17 protein-coding genes are annotated in these 18,664 nt (G+C 61.5%); 7 read left to right on the plus strand and 10 right to left on the minus strand.

Annotation, left to right across the window (positions count from 1 at the left end; all coding sequences use genetic code 11):
* Positions 1-11 precede the first annotated feature (11 nt).
* A complete protein-coding gene (locus tag ACQZ5G_RS23155) occupies positions 12-1,796 on the minus strand; it encodes a methyl-accepting chemotaxis protein (RefSeq protein ID WP_448739045.1) in 1,785 nt (594 codons plus the stop codon).
* Between the two features lie 274 nt (positions 1,797-2,070).
* Between ACQZ5G_RS23155 and ACQZ5G_RS23160 the strand changes: the two genes are divergently transcribed.
* The 5 genes from ACQZ5G_RS23160 (at position 2,071) to ACQZ5G_RS23180 (ending at position 7,167) form a co-directional block, all read left to right on the plus strand.
* A complete protein-coding gene (locus ACQZ5G_RS23160; protein ID WP_004432877.1) occupies positions 2,071-2,544 on the plus strand; it encodes a VOC family protein in 474 nt (157 codons plus the stop codon).
* Positions 2,545-2,804: 260 nt separating this feature from the next.
* Positions 2,805-4,148, plus strand: coding sequence for an extracellular solute-binding protein (locus tag ACQZ5G_RS23165; protein WP_004432875.1), 1,344 nt, complete (start codon positions 2,805-2,807; stop codon positions 4,146-4,148).
* An 82-nt stretch (positions 4,149-4,230) separates the two neighbouring features.
* Entirely contained in the window at positions 4,231-5,121 is an 891-nt protein-coding gene (locus tag ACQZ5G_RS23170; protein ID WP_004432873.1) for a carbohydrate ABC transporter permease, read from the plus strand.
* A 7-nt stretch (positions 5,122-5,128) separates the two neighbouring features.
* Complete coding sequence (locus tag ACQZ5G_RS23175) at positions 5,129-6,013, plus strand: ABC transporter permease subunit (RefSeq protein WP_003520206.1); 885 nt, start codon at positions 5,129-5,131, stop codon at positions 6,011-6,013.
* Positions 6,014-6,045: 32 nt separating this feature from the next.
* Positions 6,046-7,167 (plus strand): sn-glycerol-3-phosphate import ATP-binding protein UgpC, encoded by a 1,122-nt coding sequence (locus ACQZ5G_RS23180; protein ID WP_003520204.1) that lies wholly within the window; start codon positions 6,046-6,048, stop codon positions 7,165-7,167.
* A 281-nt stretch (positions 7,168-7,448) separates the two neighbouring features.
* Here the strand turns inward: ACQZ5G_RS23180 and ACQZ5G_RS23185 are convergent, their stop codons facing one another.
* From ACQZ5G_RS23185 to ACQZ5G_RS23225, 9 genes are all read right to left on the minus strand, one after another.
* Positions 7,449-8,396, minus strand: a complete 948-nt coding sequence (locus ACQZ5G_RS23185; protein WP_448739044.1) for a LysR family transcriptional regulator — start codon at positions 8,394-8,396, stop codon at positions 7,449-7,451.
* Positions 8,397-8,458: 62 nt separating this feature from the next.
* The gene (locus ACQZ5G_RS23190) at positions 8,459-9,967 is read right to left on the minus strand and encodes a carboxylesterase/lipase family protein (RefSeq protein WP_448739043.1); all 1,509 of its coding nucleotides are present in this window, start codon (positions 9,965-9,967) and stop codon (positions 8,459-8,461) included.
* A 1-nt stretch (position 9,968) separates the two neighbouring features.
* The gene (locus tag ACQZ5G_RS23195; RefSeq protein WP_059757194.1) at positions 9,969-10,757 is read right to left on the minus strand and encodes an ABC transporter permease; all 789 of its coding nucleotides are present in this window, start codon (positions 10,755-10,757) and stop codon (positions 9,969-9,971) included.
* 8 nt (positions 10,758-10,765) lie between these two features.
* Positions 10,766-11,641, minus strand: a complete 876-nt coding sequence (locus tag ACQZ5G_RS23200) for an ABC transporter permease (protein ID WP_059757192.1) — start codon at positions 11,639-11,641, stop codon at positions 10,766-10,768.
* Entirely contained in the window at positions 11,641-12,696 is a 1,056-nt protein-coding gene (locus ACQZ5G_RS23205) for an ABC transporter ATP-binding protein (RefSeq protein ID WP_448739042.1), read from the minus strand. The genes ACQZ5G_RS23200 and ACQZ5G_RS23205 overlap by 1 nt, the downstream gene beginning before the upstream one ends.
* Before the next feature lie 20 nt (positions 12,697-12,716).
* Complete coding sequence (locus ACQZ5G_RS23210) at positions 12,717-13,790, minus strand: ABC transporter substrate-binding protein (protein ID WP_448739041.1); 1,074 nt, start codon at positions 13,788-13,790, stop codon at positions 12,717-12,719.
* 30 nt (positions 13,791-13,820) lie between these two features.
* On the minus strand, positions 13,821-14,822 hold the full coding sequence (locus ACQZ5G_RS23215) for a dipeptidase (protein WP_448739040.1): 1,002 nt from the start codon (positions 14,820-14,822) through the stop codon (positions 13,821-13,823).
* Positions 14,819-15,463, minus strand: a complete 645-nt coding sequence (locus ACQZ5G_RS23220; RefSeq protein ID WP_448739039.1) for a DsbA family protein — start codon at positions 15,461-15,463, stop codon at positions 14,819-14,821. The genes ACQZ5G_RS23215 and ACQZ5G_RS23220 overlap by 4 nt, the downstream gene beginning before the upstream one ends.
* Positions 15,456-16,955 carry a SidA/IucD/PvdA family monooxygenase gene (locus ACQZ5G_RS23225; protein WP_448739038.1) on the minus strand — a complete coding sequence of 500 codons (1,500 nt, stop codon included), beginning with the start codon at positions 16,953-16,955 and terminating at the stop codon, positions 15,456-15,458. The genes ACQZ5G_RS23220 and ACQZ5G_RS23225 overlap by 8 nt, the downstream gene beginning before the upstream one ends.
* Before the next feature lie 131 nt (positions 16,956-17,086).
* Here ACQZ5G_RS23225 and ACQZ5G_RS23230 point away from each other — a divergent pair, with 131 nt between their 5' ends.
* Together ACQZ5G_RS23230 and ACQZ5G_RS23235 are read left to right on the plus strand one after the other, a co-directional pair.
* A complete protein-coding gene (locus tag ACQZ5G_RS23230) occupies positions 17,087-17,341 on the plus strand; it encodes a hypothetical protein (RefSeq protein ID WP_448739037.1) in 255 nt (84 codons plus the stop codon).
* Positions 17,331-18,656, plus strand: coding sequence for an LLM class flavin-dependent oxidoreductase (locus ACQZ5G_RS23235; RefSeq protein WP_448739036.1), 1,326 nt, complete (start codon positions 17,331-17,333; stop codon positions 18,654-18,656). Before ACQZ5G_RS23230 ends, ACQZ5G_RS23235 begins: the two co-directional genes overlap by 11 nt.
* The last annotated feature ends 8 nt before the right edge of the window (positions 18,657-18,664 follow it).

Consider the following 18,664-nt stretch of genomic DNA (forward strand, 5'->3'; position numbering starts at 1 on the left):
GAGGCCTCCCCCTAAAAGTCCTGCCACTCCTCATGCTTGACGGCAACCGCAGCGGAACCGCGCGCCGCAAGCGGACGGGATGCGCTGCGATGCGAGTTCACCGGCGCGGATTGCTGCTCGAAGCCGCTGCGCGCGGAGGCGGAGGAGCGCGGAGCGTCCTCGAACCGGAATTGCCCGAGAAGTTCGAACAGGGCCGCCGCTTCCCGCGCAAGACTGTGGCTTGCGGCGGTCTGCTCCTCGACCATGGCGGCGTTCTGCTGGGTGCCCTGATCGACGGTGTTGACCGCCTGATTGATTTCCGCAAGCGCCGTGGACTGTTCGCGCGCGGCATCGACAATCGCCACGACATTGGTGTTGATATCCCGCACCTGCTCGGCGATTTCCTGCAGGGCCGAACCCGCCCTAGTGACGAGACCGACGCCGTTTTCCACCTGCGCGCCGGAGGCATTGATCAGGCTCTTGATTTCCTTGGCGGCCGTTGCGGAACGCTGCGCGAGTTCGCGAACCTCCTGCGCAACCACGGCAAAACCCTTGCCCGCCTCACCCGCGCGGGCGGCTTCCACGCCTGCATTCAATGCCAGAAGATTGGTCTGGAAGGCGATTTCGTCGATCACGCCGATAATATTGGAAATCTCGCGCGATGATTTTTCGATCTGGTCCATGGCGCCGATCGCATCGCGCACCACCTGGCCCGAATGTTCCGCATGGTCACGGGCACGGGCGACGATCTTGCCGGCCTCTTCGGCGCGGCGGCTCGAATCGTTGACGGCGGTGGTGATTTCTTCGAGCGCGGCTGCCGTCTCCTCAATGGAGGCGGCCTGTTGCTCCGTGCGTCTGGCGAGATCGTCGGCAGCGGACCTGATCTCGTTGGAACCGGAAGAAATGGCGCCGGCATTTTCAGACACCAGCGTCATGGCCCTTTTCAGCTTTTCCGAAGCCGCGTTGAAATCCGTGCGCAATCTTTCAAGCGAGGGGATGAAGGGTTTGTCGATGCTCTGGGCAAGATCGCCCTCGGCCAGATCGGTGAGGCACTGCGCCAGCTTTTCGACGTTTTCGACGCGGCCGGTCACGTCGGTCGCGAATTTGACGACCTTGAACACCTTGCCGTTGAGATCGAAGATCGGGTTATAGGACGCCTGAATGAAGACCTTGCGGCCGCCCTTGCCAAGCCGCATGAACTCGTCCGCCACGAGATCGCCGCCGGCCAGCCTTTCCCAGAACTGCCTATATTGCGGCGACTGCGTATAGGCCGGTTCGCAGAACATGGAATGGTGCCTGCCCTGCACTTCCGCCAGCGAATAACCGAGAGCGGCGAGAAAATTCTCGTTTGCGGTCAAAACCTCGCCGTTCGGGGAGAATTCGATGATGGCCTGCGCCCGTGACAGGGCATCGATCTTACCCGCATCTTCCGCCGCCTTCAGCTTGCGGTCGGTAATATCGGTGGCGATCTTGACCACCTTCACCGGCTTGCCGCGACGAAACACCGGATTGTACGACGCCTCGATCCAGACTTCCCGGCCGCCCTTGCCGATGCGCTTATATTGCCGCTGATCGAACTGGCCGGCCGAAAGCTTGGACCAGAAGGCCTTGTAATCCTGCGAGGACACGACCGCAGGTTCCACGAACATGCTGTGGTGCCTGCCGACGATTTCCGAAAGCTCGTAACCGAGCGCCCGACAAAAGTTCTCGTTAGCCGTGAGAATCTTTCCCGAAAGATCGAATTCAATGATGGCCTGGGATTTGGAAAGCGCGGCGAGAACCGCGAAAGCATTGGCACCACGATCAAGAATACTCACGCGCGTTTCTCCGATGGAAAGGGATGATTCCTATTCAAAATCATTCGTGAATATTATGATTACATTCTTAAATAATATTTAAGGATAGAGTTGATGTTCGTCATCTGAAGTTGCAGATACCGTGGCAGTGTGTTGCCTGCCGGTTTTTTCTCGCCGCCGTTTTTTTGGGAACGTTCGGCGCATGGTCGCATTCTATACCGAATGGGGAACCGGCAATGGCCGGCGAATTTCCGTGCCGGCATGACGACGATTTCAATTTGGGAGGAACACACAAATGGAAAAGAACACGATCTGTATCTGGTACGACAAGGATGCCGAGGCCGCGGCCAGATTTTATGCCGAAACCTTTCCCGATAGCGCGGTAACCGGCGTTCACCATGCGCCGAGCGACTATCCCTCCGGCAAGAAGGGAGATGTGCTGACGGTGCAGTTCACCGTGGCAGGCGTTTCCTGCATCGGCCTCAATGGCGGGCCGGTCTTCAAGCAGAGCGAGGCATTCTCGTTCCAGATATCGACCGAAGACCAGGAAGAAACCGACCGTTACTGGAACGCCATCGTCGGCAATGGCGGCGAGGAAAGCGCCTGCGGCTGGTGCAAGGACAAATGGGGCGTTTCCTGGCAGATCACGCCGCGCGTGCTGATGGACGCCATGGCCGCCGGCGGCGCGGAGGCCAAACGCGCCTTCGACGCGATGATGGACATGAAGAAAATCGATGTCGCCGCCATCGAGGCCGCACGTCGAGGTTGATTGGCGAAAGCTGTTCAGCAGCAAGTAGCAAGGCAGGCCAAAAACAGGAAGCCCCTGATAAATAATATTAAATGCCGGTTTTCCGTATTTATCGCACTTTTTTCGCCGCGCAGAATCGGCTGCGCGGCCAGTCATCATAAAACGTTCAACAAACTGTAAGCCATCCGTCAAAGACGGCTGTTAGCAGAGCCCGTGGCTACGTGCCGGGGACATGAGGTCCTTGCCGAGCAGGCCATCATTCCATCAACGGGGCTCAACTCATGAAATCTTCCGCTCTGACTTCCTTCGTGGCCGGCGTCGCCATCGCCGCCGCCTTCGGCGCTACGGCCGCCCAGGCAGAAAAGACCAAGTTCGAATTCTGGTACGGTCTTTCCGGCGATCTCGGCGACCGCGTGCAGGACACCTGCAAGAAGTTCAACGACTCCCAGGCCGAATTCGAGATCGTCTGCACCTCGCAGAACGACTACGAATCCACCCTGCAGAACACCATTGCCGCCTATCGCGCCAAGAAGCAGCCCGCCATCACCCAGATTTATGACGCCGGCACGCTGGACATGATGCTGTCCAAGGCTTTCGTTCCCGCCAAGAAGCTGATGGCCGACAATGGCTACAAGATCGACTGGAACAATTATTTCCCCGGCATCGCCAATTATTACGCCACGGCTTCGGGTGAATTGAACTCCTTCCCCTACAATTCTTCGACCGCGATGTTCTATTACAATGTCGACGCTTTCGAAAAAGCCGGCATCACCTTCAAGCCCGACACATGGGAACAGGTCGAAGAAGCTTCGAAGAAGCTGAAAGCCGCCGGCTTCGAATGCCCGCTCGCCTTCAACTTCGACACATGGATGCTGATGGAGCAATTCTCCGCCATCCACAACCAGCCGATCGCCACCAAGGCCAACGGTTATCAGGGTCTGGACGCGGAACTTGCGATCAACAAGACCAAGTTCGTCGACCACGTGAAATTCTTCAAGAAGATGCAGGACGAGAAGCTGTTCGTCGTCAAGACCAAGCAGCTCGGCATGGATATCCTGCCAGCCTTCACCTCGCAGACCTGCCAGATGTTCATGACTTCCATCGCCAACCACGGCACCGTCGGCAAGTCCATGCCGGAAGGCGTGAAGTGGGACGTCGCCATGCTGCCGATCTGGAAGGGCACGGAGCGCCACAACTCGCTGGTCGGCGGCGCTTCGCTGTGGGTCATGGCCGGTCGTCCGGAAGCCGAATACAAGGGCGCTGCCGCATTCCTGAACTTCATCGCCCAGCCTGATATGGTTGAGTGGTGGTCGACCGTTACCGGTTACATCCCGGTCACCAAGACCGGCTTCGACGCCATGAAGGCCAACGGTTTTTACGACAAGGCCCCCTATAAGGGCCGCGAAAAGGCCATCGAGAGCCTGACCTTTACGCCGCCTTCCGAATATACCCGCGGTATCCGCCTCGGCGGTTTCACGCAGATCCGCAAGGAAGTCGCCACCTCGCTCGAAGCCATCTTCATGCAGAACGCCGATATCCAGGCTGAACTCGACAAGGCCGTCGAGCGCGCCAACACCGGCCTGCGCCGCTTCGAAAAGACCTATGAAGGCGCCAAGCTGAACTAAGCGTTCTTTCCTCGCCGTCAAAGGCCTGTCCGGACAGTCGTTCGGGCAGGCCCGCCGAAATCTCGAACTCTGCCGGACTCCAATGGAAAAGCGTACCGTCTTCAAAAGCACATGGCTGCCTGTGCTCTTCGCCCTGCCGCAGTTTCTGCTTATCCTTCTGTTCTTCTATTGGCCGGTTGCGGCGGTGCTGAACTGGGCATTCACGCTGGAGCCGCCCTTCGGCGGCCAGGCGGAATTCGTCGGTTTAGCCAATTTCATCGAAACCTTCGGCGATCCGCTTTATTGGCAGTCGATCCTCACCAGTCTGATCTTTGCGATCGCCGGGCCGTTTTTCGCGATCCTCATCGGCCTCGTGCTCGCCCTTGCGGTCGATCGCCAGCTTCCCGGTTCCGGCTTTTTCCGGGTGCTTTATATCCTGCCCTATGCGATTGCCGGTCCCGCCGCCGGCATGGCCTTCCGCTTCATCCTGTCGCCGGAACGCGGCATCGCCGCATCGCTGAATTCCTGGTGGCCCGATATCTGGAACCCGGCCAAATACGGCGAGCACGCGCTCATCCTCGTCATCGTCATCTTCATCTGGAAATGGGCGGGTTACACCTTCATCTTCCTGTTCGCCGGCCTGCAATCCGTGCCGCGTTCGCTGACCGAGGCGGCCGCCATGGACGGTTCCGGGCCCATTCGCCGCGCCATCGACATTCAGGTGCCGCTGCTGGCGCCGACCCTGTTCTTCCTGACCGTTATCATGATGACCGAGGGTTTCGTCGGCGCCGATACGTTCGGCATCGTCGCCTCCACCACGGAGGGCGGCCCCAACCACGCCACCGAAGTGATGGTCTACCGCATCGTCAGCGAGGCCTTCGAGGGGCTGAACTATTCCGGCGCCTCGGCGCAGAGCCTCGTCCTCATCGGCCTCATCATGGTCTTCACCTTCATCCAGTTCCGCTTCGTCGAGCGGCAAGTCCATTACAAGTGAGGCGGCGATGATCCAGCGCACACCCTATGCCGACGCCCTGACCTATGCGATCATGGTGGCCGGCTTCTTCCTGCTCATCGGTCCCTTCATCGTCGTCATTTCCGGCGCCAGCCAGTCGGTCCAGCAGGTCAACAGCGTCCCCTTCAACTTCATGCCGCAGGGTGAATTCTTCACCAATGCGCAGGCGGCCTGGCAACGCGCCAATCTCGGCAACGCCCTCCTCAATAGCATGATCATGGCGACGCTGGTGACCGTCGGCAAGGTGGCCCTCTCGGCCTTCACCGCCTTCGCCATCGTGTTCTTCCGCTCGCCGCTCAGGCACCTGTTCTTCTGGACGGTATTCATCACCCTGATGCTGCCGCTCGAAGTGCGCGTGGTGCCGACCTATTCCGTCGCCGCCGATCTTTTCCAGCCGTTCCGCTCCATCCTCGGCCTGTTCGGCATCGAGGTCACACTGGAATGGAACCTGCTGAACTCCTATGCCGGCCTTACCCTGCCGCTGATCGCCACCGCCACCGGCACCTTTCTCTACCGGCAGTTCTTCATGACGATCCCGGACGAGCTGGCGGAGGCCGCGCGCATGGACGGTTCGGGTGCCGCGCGTTTCTTCGTGGACATGCTGCTGCCGCTGTCGCGCACCAACATGCTGGCGCTCACCACCATCATGTTCGTTTATGCCTGGAACCAGTATCTGTGGCCGCTGCTGATGGTCACCGACCCGTCCTACAAGACGGTGATGATGTCGCTACGCGCGCTTCTGCCCGCCGATGACGGAACGCCGGACTGGAACGTCACACTGGCCGGTTCCCTCATCATCATCCTGCCGCCGCTTCTCGTCGTGGCCTTCCTGCAACGCTGGTTTGTCCGCGGCCTCGTCTCGTCCGACAAGTAACAGCGCGGCTTTCAACAACAAGGTTTCCCATCATGGCTCAGATCGATATCCGTCAGGTCCGCAAATCCTATGGCAAGACGCCCACCCTGCACGGCGTGGATCTCACTTTCGACTCCGGCGAATTCGTCGTCATCCTCGGCCCGTCGGGCTGCGGCAAATCCACGCTTCTGCGCATGATCGCCGGTCTGGAGGACATCACCTCCGGCGAGATCGCCATTGGCGGGCGGGTGGTCAACACGCTGGAGCCGCGCGAGCGCGGCTGCGCCATGGTGTTCCAGAACTACGCGCTTTACCCGCATATGTCGGTGGCCGGCAATATCGGCTATGCGCTGAAGGTCGCCGGCGTTCCGAAGGCCGAACGCCAGCGCCGCATCGAGGAGACCGCAAAGATCGTCGGCCTTTCCGATTATCTGGAGCGCAAGCCCGCGGCCCTTTCCGGCGGCCAGCGCCAGCGCGTCGCCATGGCCCGCGCCATCATCCGCGAACCTGCGGTGTTTCTCTTCGACGAGCCGCTCTCCAACCTCGACGCCAAGCTGCGTGTGACCATGCGCGCGGAGATCCGCAAGCTGCACCAGCGCCTCTCCGCCACATCCATCTTCGTCACCCACGATCAGGTGGAGGCCATGACGCTGGCCGACCGGCTGGTGGTGATGAACAAGGGTAATGTCGAGCAGGTCGGCCATCCGCTGGATATCTATCACCGCCCGGCCAGTACCTTCGTTGCCTCTTTCATCGGCTCGCCTGCCATGAACCTGTTCAACACGAGGGTGGAGGTGGAATCCCCCGCCGTGATGCTGCATGGTACGCCCGTAAAGCTCTTCCCCGAAACCGCGCTGGAACTGCGCGGCCGCGACGTGACCGTCGGCATCCGCCCGGAACAGTGCGTGGTCAGCACGGATGGCGCCGGCGTGCCGGCAGTCGTGGATTTCGTCGAAGAACTGGGCTCGGGCCGCATCGTCCATGCCGATATCGCCGGCGAGACCTTCTCCGCCGCCATCGGTGAGGACCTTTCGGTAAAACCCGGCCAGCGCATCCACCTCGATCTCCCCGCCGCCCACCTTCATTTCTTCGATCCGGCCACCGGAAAACGGATCGAAACCGAGGGCGCCGTCGAAACCACCCGCATCGGCAACGAGAAGCTGCTGGCGGTCTAGAACATTTCCCGTGAACGGGGGGTCGCGGGGGAGTGCACTGGCCTTCTGTTTTAACGCATTGTCCGGACGTGAAAGCGATTTCGCTTTTTACTCAAAAAAGCTCCGGCGGCCGCGCAAGGCGCGTCCGCTGGAGTCTCGGATATAGTCCGCCGCACGGGATCGGATCGGGCCGGGTCCAAGTCCGGCCGGATTTGGGAACACTATACTAGTGGCGGCTTGCGGCTTGCGGCTTGCGGCTTGCGGCTTGCGGCTTGCGGAACGCACAAATTACATCAGGAAATTCAATCAAAATTTTGAATTTGCGATATTTTATCGTAAACAATCGCCTGGGGAATATCCGCCACGAGCCGTCTTGCCGTGGCCACAAGCTGCTCCACCTCGAAGATGACCGGCCGGCCGGCCGCCGTCACGAGGCCCCACTGGAACGGGATGTGGAACGAGAGCGGTATGACGCGAACACCCTCCACCGGCAGGCCCCAGAGGGTAATCGATTCGACGATTGCGACACCGAGACCCATGCGCGCCAGCGAAAGCGAAACATAGGTCGCATTGCTGTCGATCACGGAGGAAAGGTCGACGCCGAGGCTGGAAAGCACATCGTTGATCCGCATGCGCAGGCGGAAGGGGTTTGCCGAAGCGATGAGCCGGTTTCCGGCAAGGTCTTCGGCGGAGATGACCGCTTTCCGGGCGAGCGGATGATCTTCCGCCACCACAGCCACGCACGGCACCTCCCCCAGCCAGTGAATATCGACGCCGGGATTGTCGAGTGGAAGGCTGACGGCGCCGAGATCCGCCGTGCCCGCCATCACCGCCTGCACGACATTTTCCGAAGAAATGCTCTGGAGATGCACATGATCGGGAAACCGGTCGGCCGGCAGGGCGGCGAGCGCCCGTGGCAGGAGACTTGCGGCAATCGCCGGAATGGAGGCGACCTCGATAGCCGTGCGGCGCGCGGCGTGAATGCGCCTTGCGCTTTCGCTGATCGTTCTGAGACCGCCGAGGAACAGTTCCGCCTGCGCGAAAAAGGCCACCCCTTTTTCGGTGGGCGTGATGCGAGGGCCGTTGCGGTGCAGCAGCGCGAAGCCGATTTCGCCCTCAAGGTCCTGAATGAGGCGTGTCACGACGGGTTGAGACTTGCCCAGCGCCTTGGCCGCGCCGGTGATGCTGCCGATCGAAACCACGGCCACGAAAGCCTCGAGCTGCCGCGTATCGAGATAGTCAGACGCCATTTTCCACTCCGCCCCAAGGCCTGTGTTCAAGACCTGTGTTTCTGCCTCATCGTCACCAAGCGCTATACCGGCCCGCGATCCTCATGGCCAGCCGGCAGCCAAAGCGCCTCGCGCCCGTCGAAAGGATCGGGAGTAGCGCCAAACCCGGCAGGGGCCGCCCGCAGAACCATGGGCTTTTCGGCATGATATAGCGGCCACTCACCATTCGGGGCACGGGGCCGTTCGTCCTTTATGAAGGAGGCCCACAGATCGTGGATCGCTCTTGCAAAGCCCGCATCCGCCACCCGCTGGCGCTCGGGCAGTTCGCGGCCATTCGAACCATTGCGATACCAGACCGAGCCGACCTCCGCCCCGTGCGGCGCACCCAGCTCATCGGCCTCCAGCGGGCCGTAGAGATATTTATAGACCGGATTGAAACGGGCATGCAGCCCGGCGAAACGGATCGCCGGAAGCTGGAAGACGAGATCGCCGGCAACCGCGCGCCAGATGCCGCGTGGGCTGTGGCTCGGCAGCGCCCTGCGATAACGCTCGACAATAAGGGAGCCGGTGAGGCCACGCGGCAGAACCCGCTCATGCAGCAATTCCGCGCAAAGCGCGAAATCCATTTTCGGCTGCGCCGTCGCATGGGTCACATATTCGCCCGTCGTGCAGCCGATCATCATCGGCACGGCGGCGGTGCGACCTTCGCGGGCGGCAATTTCCGGATGTTCCGGCAGGCTTACCCCATCGATAACCGGAACGAAGGGCACGCCGAGCATCGAGGCTGCGCCATCGCGGGCAAAATCATGCTGCTCATAGGACTGGTTGCAGAGATCGCGCTGAATTTCGAGCAGCCGGTGCATGGGCAGGGCTGCAAGCGAAGCCTCATCGGCATTTGCGGCCGCCAGAAACCGGCGCGTCAATTTGGCGGCATCCTCCATCGAGGCGATGCCCGTGCTTGCGCCGCTCTGCGGCATGGCCCGGTGGAAAAGCCCCTGCGCGCCCGGCATGGCCATCAGCGCCGCGACGGCAAAGCCGCCCGCCGAGCGCCCGGCCAGCGTCACCCGGTCCGGGTCGCCACCGAAGGCGGCAATATTGTCGCGCACCCATTTGAGTGCGGCGATAAGATCGAGCAGACCGCGATTGTCGGGCCTGCCTTCAAGATGGAGGAAACCGAGCGCGCCAAGGCGATAATTGACCGTGACCTCAACGATGCCGCTTGCCGCGAAAGCGCCGCTCTGCAGCACCGGTTCATTGGCGGAACCGACCGCGTAACCGCCGCCATGGATCCAGAACAGCACCGGCGCCCTGCCCGCCGGATCGGGCGTGCGAATATTGACGGTGAGGAAATCCTCGCCGAAGGCCAGTTTCGAGGTCGCGGCGGTGCCCACCGGGCCGTAAGTGGGAATTTGCGGGCAGACGGGGCCAAGCCGGGTGGCATCCCGCGCGCCCTGCCACGGCGGCACGGGCTGCGGCGCTTCGAAGCGGCGTTCGGGCGTGACGGGCGCGGCATAGGGCACACCGAGAAAGGCGTGAATTCCGTTTTCCAGCCTGCCCTGCAATGTACCGGCTGCCACTTTCACCATCGTCATGTCACAGCACCTTGCGCAGCCCGATCAACCGCTCGACCGCCACCACGACGATGACCGAAATCAGGATGAGGATAACGGAGAGAGCAGCAATCTGCGGATCGGTGGAATATTCCAGATAATGATAGATTTCCGTCGGTAGCGTCGAGGATTTGACCGAGACGATGAAGAGCGAGATCGTCGCCTCATCGAAAGAAATCAGGAAGGCGATGACCGCACCGGCGATGAGGCCGGGTCGGACCAGCGGCAGGGTGATGCGCCACAGCACCATGGCGGGCGATGCGCCATGAACGCGCGCCGCCTCCTCGACACGGCGATCCACCGCCATCAGGCTCATGGTGATGGTGCGCACCGTATAGGGCGTGGTGATGCCGAGATGCGCGAGGAAAATGCCGGTATAACTATCCAGCAGGCCAAGCGGCCCGAGCACCAGCATCACGCCGACGGCGAGCACGATATGCGGCACGAGGAAGGGTGCGAGGATGAGGAAGTTGATCGCCCCTTTGCCGCGGAATTCGTGCCGTGAGAGCGCCAGCGACAGAAGCAGCCCCGCGAAGATCGAGACGAAACCGACAAGCAGACCGATACCGAGGCTGCGCCAGAAGGCGCCGATGAATTTGGCATTGGCGAAAACCTTGGCATAGGAGCCGAAGGACAGGCTTTCCGGCGGAAAAGCCAGATATTGCCGCGTATCGAAGGAAATAATCAGGACGACGATGATCGGCGCCAGAAGAAACAGGTAAAGCAGTGTCAGCAGAAGCGCGTGGGCGAGGCGTCCGAATTTCGCATCCATGGCCGGCCTCACGTCTCAAGCGCGCGCATGGCGCGCTGGTAAATCACGATCACGCTGCCGAACAGCACGAGCAGCAGCACCGAAAGGGCAGCCGCCAGCGGCCAGTTCAGCGTCACAGTCGCTTCGTTATAAACCTCCGTGCCGATGACGAAGACACGTCCGCCGCCCATCAGGCGCGGCGTGACGAAGGAGGAAATCGCCAGCACGAAGACGAGAAGCGCTGCGGTGAGAACGCCGGGCAGCGAAAGCGGCAGCACGATGCGGGTGAAGACCCGCAGGCGGTTCGCGCCGAGCATCGCGGCGGCTTCCTCCAGCTGCGTGTTCAGCCGGCCGAAACCGCTCAGCATCGCCAGGATCGCATAGGGCATCAGGATTTCGATCAGCGCGACAGTCGCGCCGAAATAATTATTGGTGAGCCGTATGACACCATCCGTCAGCCCGGAAGATTGCAGCGCCGTATTGATGACGCCCCGATCCCCCAGAATGACCATCCAGCCATAGGTACGCACCACCGAGGAGGTGAGAAGCGGCGCGACGGCAAGCGCTGTCAGCACCCCGCGCCAGCGGCTTTGGGTGCGGGCCAGAAAAAGCGCGATGGGATAGGAAAGAACGACCGCGAAAATGGCGACATTCACCCCGAGATAAAGCGTGTTCCAGGCGATCTTCCAGTAAAACGGGTCGAACAGCACGGTTCTGTAGGATTCGAGCGTCCAGTCGCCGCCGCGAAGGGCGGCCATGGATGAGGATGCGAAGGAGGCGCGCACCAGCCAGATGAGCGGCAACAGAAACGTCGTCAGCAGTGCGACGAGGCCCGGCAGAAGCAGAAGAAGCAAAACGCCGCGATGCGACGTGCCGCCGCCGGAAGCATGGCTTGCCGCCGCCATCAGGCCGCCTCCCCGATCAGCGTCACATCCTCCGGCGCAACGGAAAGCGTCACGCGCTCGCCCTTTGCCGGCAGAGCGGCGGCATGGGTGGGCAGATCGGCCTGCAGGCGATGATCGCCCGCACGCACGCCAAGCGTCAGCATCTGCCCGCGATAGGTGACGTGCTCGACAATGCCGGAGAAAGCATTGACGCCATCGCCAAGCAGAAAGCGGTGCGGGCGGACCAGAAACCGCGCCTTCTGGCCGACCGGGACAGCGCCCGAGAAATGCAGGAAGCCGAGACCGGGAATCTCAGCCCGGCCCGGCGCAAGCACGGTGCCCGTAAGAAACGAGCCGGCGCCGATGAAGGAAGCGACGAAATCGGTTTTCGGCCGGTCGAAAATCTCACGCGGCGTGCCGATCTGCTCCAGCCGGCCTTCGGACATGACCGCGAGCCGGTCGGCCATGGACAGGGCTTCATCCTGATCGTGGGTGACGAAAATGCTGGTGACGCCGGTGCGGTTCTGGATATCGCGGATTTCATCGCGCATCTCGTCGCGCAGCTTGGCATCGAGATTGGAAAGCGGCTCATCGAACAGCAGCAGAGCGGGTTCGATGACGAGAGAGCGGGCAATCGCCGCCCGTTGCTGCTGGCCGCCAGAAAGCTGGGAGACGCGCCTTTCGCCGAAACCGGAAAGCTTGACCAGATCGAGCGCCTTCGCCACCCTCTCCTTGCGCTCCGACTTTGCGATGCCGCGCATTTCCAGCCCGAAAGCGATGTTTTCGGCGACATTCATATGCGGAAACAGGGCATAGGCCTGAAAGACCATGCCCATATTGCGCCTGTGGACCGGGGTTGCGGAAATATCGCGGCCGTCCAGGCGAATTTCACCCGAGGTTACCGGGATGAGACCGGCGATCATTCGCAGGATCGTCGTTTTGCCGCAGCCGGAAGGCCCCAGCAGCGCCAGCATTTCCCCGCGCGGGAGGGAAAGGCTGACGTGATCCACGGAGGGCTTGAGGGCGCCCGGATAGGTCTTCACGAGATTGTCGATCTCGACATGATGATCGGCCATGGCGTCCTCTGCTTCCTGTCTCAATTCGCCGCGATGACCTCGCGGTTGATCCGCTGTATCCATGCCGAATATTTGTCCGCCACGAAGTTCCAGTCGAGGGAAGACTGCGCGGCCTGGGCTTCCTTGCTGCCATAGATGCGGGCGGCAACGGGTTCGCTCAGCGCGACCTTGCTGTTGACCGGACCGTAGAAGCTCTTTTCGGCGAAGGTCGCCTGCGCCTCGGCGCTCAGCGCATAATTGACGAAGAGTTCGGCGGCCTCTTTGTTGGCGGAGCCTTCGACCAGACCGATCGTATTCGTCTGGCCGATGGAGCCTTCCTTCGGCAAGGCGATCCCGATCTTGCCGCCCTGCGTGTCGTGCAGATATTGTGCGCGGCCGTTCCAGCAGACGGAGAGATCGACTTCGCCGCTCTGCACCACCGCATAGCAATCCGGTGCGGGTTCGAAGGTCGAGACGCTCGGCGCAACCTCCTTCAGGAAATCGATGGCCGGATCGATGGAGGTCTTGTAGTCGCCGCCCTTCAGCTTGGTGAGAATCGGCAGGAGAATGACGCCGCGCGTATCGGAAAGCTTGGCGGCGATCTTTCCCTTGTATTTCGGATCAGCGAGATCGGCCCAGCTTGTCGGCGGCTCCTTCACCGCGTCGGTATTGTAGAGAATGGCGAGATTGTCCTGCGAGAAGGCGACGGCGCGGTCGCCATCGATGCGCGCCCATTCCGGCTGTTCGGCAAGGTTCGGCACCTTTGCGGCATCAAGCTTGGTGAACAGCTCTTCCTTGTTCGCCTTGATCGCCACCGAAACGTCGATCAGGGCGACATCGACCTTCGGCTCGGCGCGCTGAAGGGTGAGAAGCGCCAGCGTTTCGGCCGAATTCTTGCTCTGCTGATAATTCACCTCGATGCCCGGATGTTTGGCCTTGAAGGCGTCGATGATGAATTTCTGGTAGTTATCCGCAAAGACGCCGGAGAAACCGACGATGTTGACGGTGCCCTTCGTCGCATCCTGTGCGAAGACGGTGCCCGAGAGCGATGCGATCCCGGCGGCAACGATGCCGACGACGAGAGCGGCCCTGCGGCGCTGATGAGCATTTTTCATTTCAGTTGCCTCCGTTTGTTTTCGATATTGTCAGTTTACGGGCCGCCAGGCGGCATCCAGCACACGCAGCCAGTTCTGGCCGAGAAGTTTGAGAACGAGCGTTTCGCTCCAGCCGCGCGCCAGCATACGGGCGGTGATGTTGGGCACCTCGCCGATGCGCTCGATGCCCTTCGGCTTGGAAATCTTGACCGTCGCGAATTCCGTCAGCGTGCGGGCCGTACCCTTGTCGCGGTTGGCCCAGAGCTGCCAGGGGCCGGGACGCGGCCGCTCCTGCGAAAAATCCGTGCCGATGCCGACATGATCCTCGCCGACGAGATCGATGACATAGGCCATGGCGTCGAGATAATCCTCGACCGTGGCGTCGTTTCCGGCAGCAAGACCCGGCGCAAAAAGACTGATGCCGATGATGCCGCCATTTTCCGCGCAGGCTTTGAACAGTTCATCTGGCTTGTTGCGCTTCACATCGCGCAGCGCCCGCGGCAGCACATGCGAGATGCAGACCGGCGCTTGCGAGCGGGCGATGACATCCGCCGTCGTTCTGTCGCCGACATGGCTCAGGTCGCAAAGCACGCCGACGCGGTTCATCTCCGCCAGCACCTCGCGGCCGAAGCCGGTCAGGCCGCTGTCGTTTTCCTCCAGATATCCGGCGCCGGAATAGTTCTGGGTATTGTAGGTCAGCTGCATGATGCCGACGCCGAGATCCTTGAAGATTTCGACATAATCCAGCTTGTCCTCGAGCGGCGAGGTGTTCTGCCAGCCGATGATGATGCCGGTCCTGTTCTCGGCCTTGGCCGCATGAATATCGGCGACCGTCCGCACCGGACGGATCAGGTCGTCGTTTTCCCGCAGGAAACGCTTCCATTCGCTGACATAACCGATGCCTTCGCGGAAGTTTTCCCAGATCACGCTGGAAACGTTGACGGCGGTGAGGCCGCCGGCGCGCATGTCTTCGAATATCGACCTGCTCCACTGGCAGGTTTGCAGACCGTCGATGACGATGGCGTCATTATGGAGTTTTGCGGCATCGGTCATGCGGATGTCCTCACTGCGGATTGTGAAAGCTGCTGCTTGAGCGCCCCAAGGGCGCGGCTGACGAATTCCAGACGGTCCTGCCCCCAGAAGAGTTCGCCATTCACCACATAGGTCGGCGTGCCGAAAATCCCGAGACGTTCGGCCTCTGCCAGATTTCCCTGCCATTCCGCCACGATGTCTTCCGGCTGCGGATCGCGAACGAGTGCTGCACCATCCGAGCCGAGGACGGCCTGTGCGATGGTACGCAGTGTGTCGGGATCGGCAATGTCGCGCTCTTCGCTCCACAGGGCGCGCTGGATGGCGAAGGACAGGCTGATCGCATCGAGCCCGGCCTTCTGCGCGGCGATGACGAGCTGGGCGGCACGTTCGATGGTGGCGCAGGGGTAAAATTTCGGTGTCAGGTTGAGCGGCATATCGAGATAACGCCGCCAACGGTCCAGCTCCACGGCATGATAGCTCTGCCGGGCATCCGGGCGGCTGCGCAGCGGAATGCCGCCATTGGCCTCGATGATGCGGATGGGCCGCAACACGATTGCGGCGCCATGTGTGCGGGCGACTTCCACGGCCCGTGGCGCACCGAAATAGGCCCATGGCGAAGAAATGCCGTAAAATATCTCCAGTTTCAGCGCCGCTTCAGCCATTGGCATGCTCCTTGATCCTGTCCTGCGCGTCCGCATCGCGCCATTCCTCGCCGGTGATTTCAGCGGCGTCGTGGTTCATGAAAGTCTCGAAATGACGGGCGCGGTCTTCGACGAAGAGAGACCTGGCAATGCCCTGCGCCAGACGCTCCGCCCCCGGGCTGACGGCCGGAATGCCGCTGGTGATTTTCCCGTGGGACGGGACGGCCGGGTAGGCGAAGCAATGGATACGGGAAATCGCCTCCGCCTCGGCGGCCGGCAGACCCGGTTTCGGCAGAAACTCGAAAGCCGGCCCGAGATAGGGATAGGACCCCAGCGCGTCATTCTCCTCACCGGCCGGCGGCTGATAGGCGTCACGCCAGAGCAGGACGCGGTCGCTTAAGGCGGTAAATTCCGGCCGCCGGGCGAAATCGACATCGAAGCCGGTGGCGAAAATGATGAGATCGGCCGGATAGAGCCCCTTCGGGGTCTCGATTTCCATCGCATCGCCCACTTCCGTCAGACTGAGAACGGGACTGCCCAGATGGAAGAACGCATTGTCATGGCGCGAGACCCGGAGGACGCTGTGGCGCGGCGGCGGGATCTGTGTGCGCTCCGCCTCGACCATGAAGGCCCAACGGTCGGCATCGGGCAAGCCGATATAACCGTGGGTCATGCCGAGGCTGGCGATACCGCCGAATTTTTCGACCCGGGGGATATCGGCCCTGCGAATGAAAAGATCGACGCGGGCCGCCCCCGCCTCCAGTGCTGCGGCTGCATTGTCCATCGCCGAAGCGCCAGCGCCGACCACCGCAACACGTTTGCCGCGCCATGCGCCCACGTCGAATACATCGCCGCTGTGGCGCACGAAGCGGGCGGGAACCGTTTTCGCCACATCCGGCAGGCGCGGCGCACCGAGGCCATCGAGCCCAGTCGCCAGGATAACCCGGCGCGCCAGAACCCTGGCTGGACCTTCGGGCCCCAGAAAATCGAGAGCGAGCAGACCATCCTCGCGCAGAACGAGACCGGCAAGTTCGGTATCGTTGCTCACCGGCAGTGCCAGCACATTGCGATACCAGACCATGTAAGCCATCCAGGCTTCACGCGGTATGAGCACCATCTCCTCATAGGCGCGCGCGCCGAACTGCGCCTCGAACCATGCGCGGAATGTCAGGGAGGGTACGCCGAGCGCCGGCCCGGCCAGCTCCTTGCGGGTGCGCAATGTCTCCATGCGCGCACTGGTCACCCATGGGCCTTCCCGCCCGCTGGGCGCCCTGTCGAAAGCGCGGATATTGTCGATCCCGGCAAATGAAAGAGCCGCAAGCGCGGTCAGCCCGCAGAGCCCGGCGCCGACAACGGCGACATCCAGCACTTCGTAACCGTTGCGAGAGGTGCGCGGCACCCACGGCTTTGCCGGTCGCTCAAGCAGGGCGAGCTCCTGCGCAAGCCTCGCCTCCAGCGCCGGCAAGCCGCCCGCATTCACAGACACTGCGTCGGTTTTGCGATCTTCCATCATGTTATTTCTGAATTAATGAGCGTTAAAAATTCTATTTAAGCATTATAAGAAACACAGAAGCGGAAATCCGGAAAGCAAAAATCTTCTAATCATTCGCAGTTTTCGGCAAATTTTCGCGCAAGCGGCAGGGAGTGAAGCTCGACCTGCCGATTCTTCCGCGCGATGGGATGGAAACGAGACTGGCGCGGGTGATGGGATCATCGCCAAATGCAGAATTTCAGCAAAAATCTTTCGGTTCGGAAATCATAATCGGAATAGTCTTTGCCGCGCCAATCCCCCGGCGGGGATATCGTCGCGACGAGCAAAGCCCTGCCTGCGGCTGCAGCCTTCCTCAACGCGCCGCGCAACCCAAAACATCGACGAAAGTGAAGCCCAATGGCAAATGATCGCAAACTGCATCTCGGCGCCTTCATGCGGCCCGTCAGTCTCCACACGGGTGCATGGCGTTATCCGGGCGCCTTCCCGGATGCGAATTTCAATTTCGCCCATCTGGCGCGCTTCGCACAACAGCTCGAGGCCGCGAAGTTCGATGCGTTCTTCATGGCCGATCACCTGGCGGTGCTGAACATGCCCACCGAGGCGCTGCGCCGCAGCCACACCGTCACCTCCTTCGAGCCCTTCACGCTGCTTTCGGCGCTCGCCGCCGTCACCTCCCGCATCGGGCTGGTCGCCACCGCCTCTACCACCTTCGATGAGCCCTATCACGTCGCCCGGCGTTTTGCCTCGCTCGATCACCTCAGCAACGGTCGCGCCGGCTGGAACATCGTCACCACGTCAAATCCCGACGCGGCCCGGAACTTCGGCCGCGAGGAACAGCCGGATCATGCCGAGCGCTATGGCCGCGCGCGGGAATTTTACGATGTCGTCACCGGTCTCTGGGATTCCTTTTCCGACGACGCCTTTATCCGCGATGTCGACAGCGGCCTGTTCTTCGATCCCGAAAAGATGCATGTGCTGGACCACAAGGGACCTGAATTTTCCGTGCGCGGACCGCTCAACATCGCGCGCCCGGTGCAGGGTTGGCCCGTCATCGTGCAGGCCGGAGCTTCCGAGCCGGGACGCCAGCTTGCCGCCGAGACGGCGGAGGTGGTTTTTGCCGCAACCCCCACGCTTGCGGCAGGCAAGGCTTTTTATAAGGACGTCAAGGACAGGACCGTCGCCGCTGGCCGTTCGCGCGAGGGAATTGTCATCCTGCCGGGCGCTTTCGTTCTCGTCGGCGACAGCGTGGAAGAGGCGAAGGCCAAACGCGCCCGGCTCGACAGTCTCGTCCATTATGACAGCGCAATCGCCTCGCTTTCGATTGCGCTCGGCCACGATGTTTCCGGCTTCGATCCCGATGGTCCCCTGCCTGATATTCCGGAAACGAACGCCAGCAAATCCAGCCGTGAAAGGGTGATCGAGCTTGCCCGAAGCGAGGGCCTGACGGTGCGCCAGCTTGCCCAGCGACTGGGCGGTTATGCGGGTCTTGCCTTCGTCGGCACGCCAAAGACCATCGCCGACGAAATGGAGCAATGGCTCCATGAGGAGGGTTCGGACGGTTTCAATGTCACCTTCCCTTTCCTGCCTGCCGGCCTCGACGACTTCACGACGCAGGTGGTGCCGGAACTGCAAAGGCGCGGGCTGTTCCGCAAGGACTATGAGGGGCCGACATTGCGCGACCATCTCGGCCTGCAACGACCGGCCAATCGTTTTTTCACCTGAATAAAGCG

Source organism: Agrobacterium sp. 22-214-1 (genome assembly GCF_053522465.1).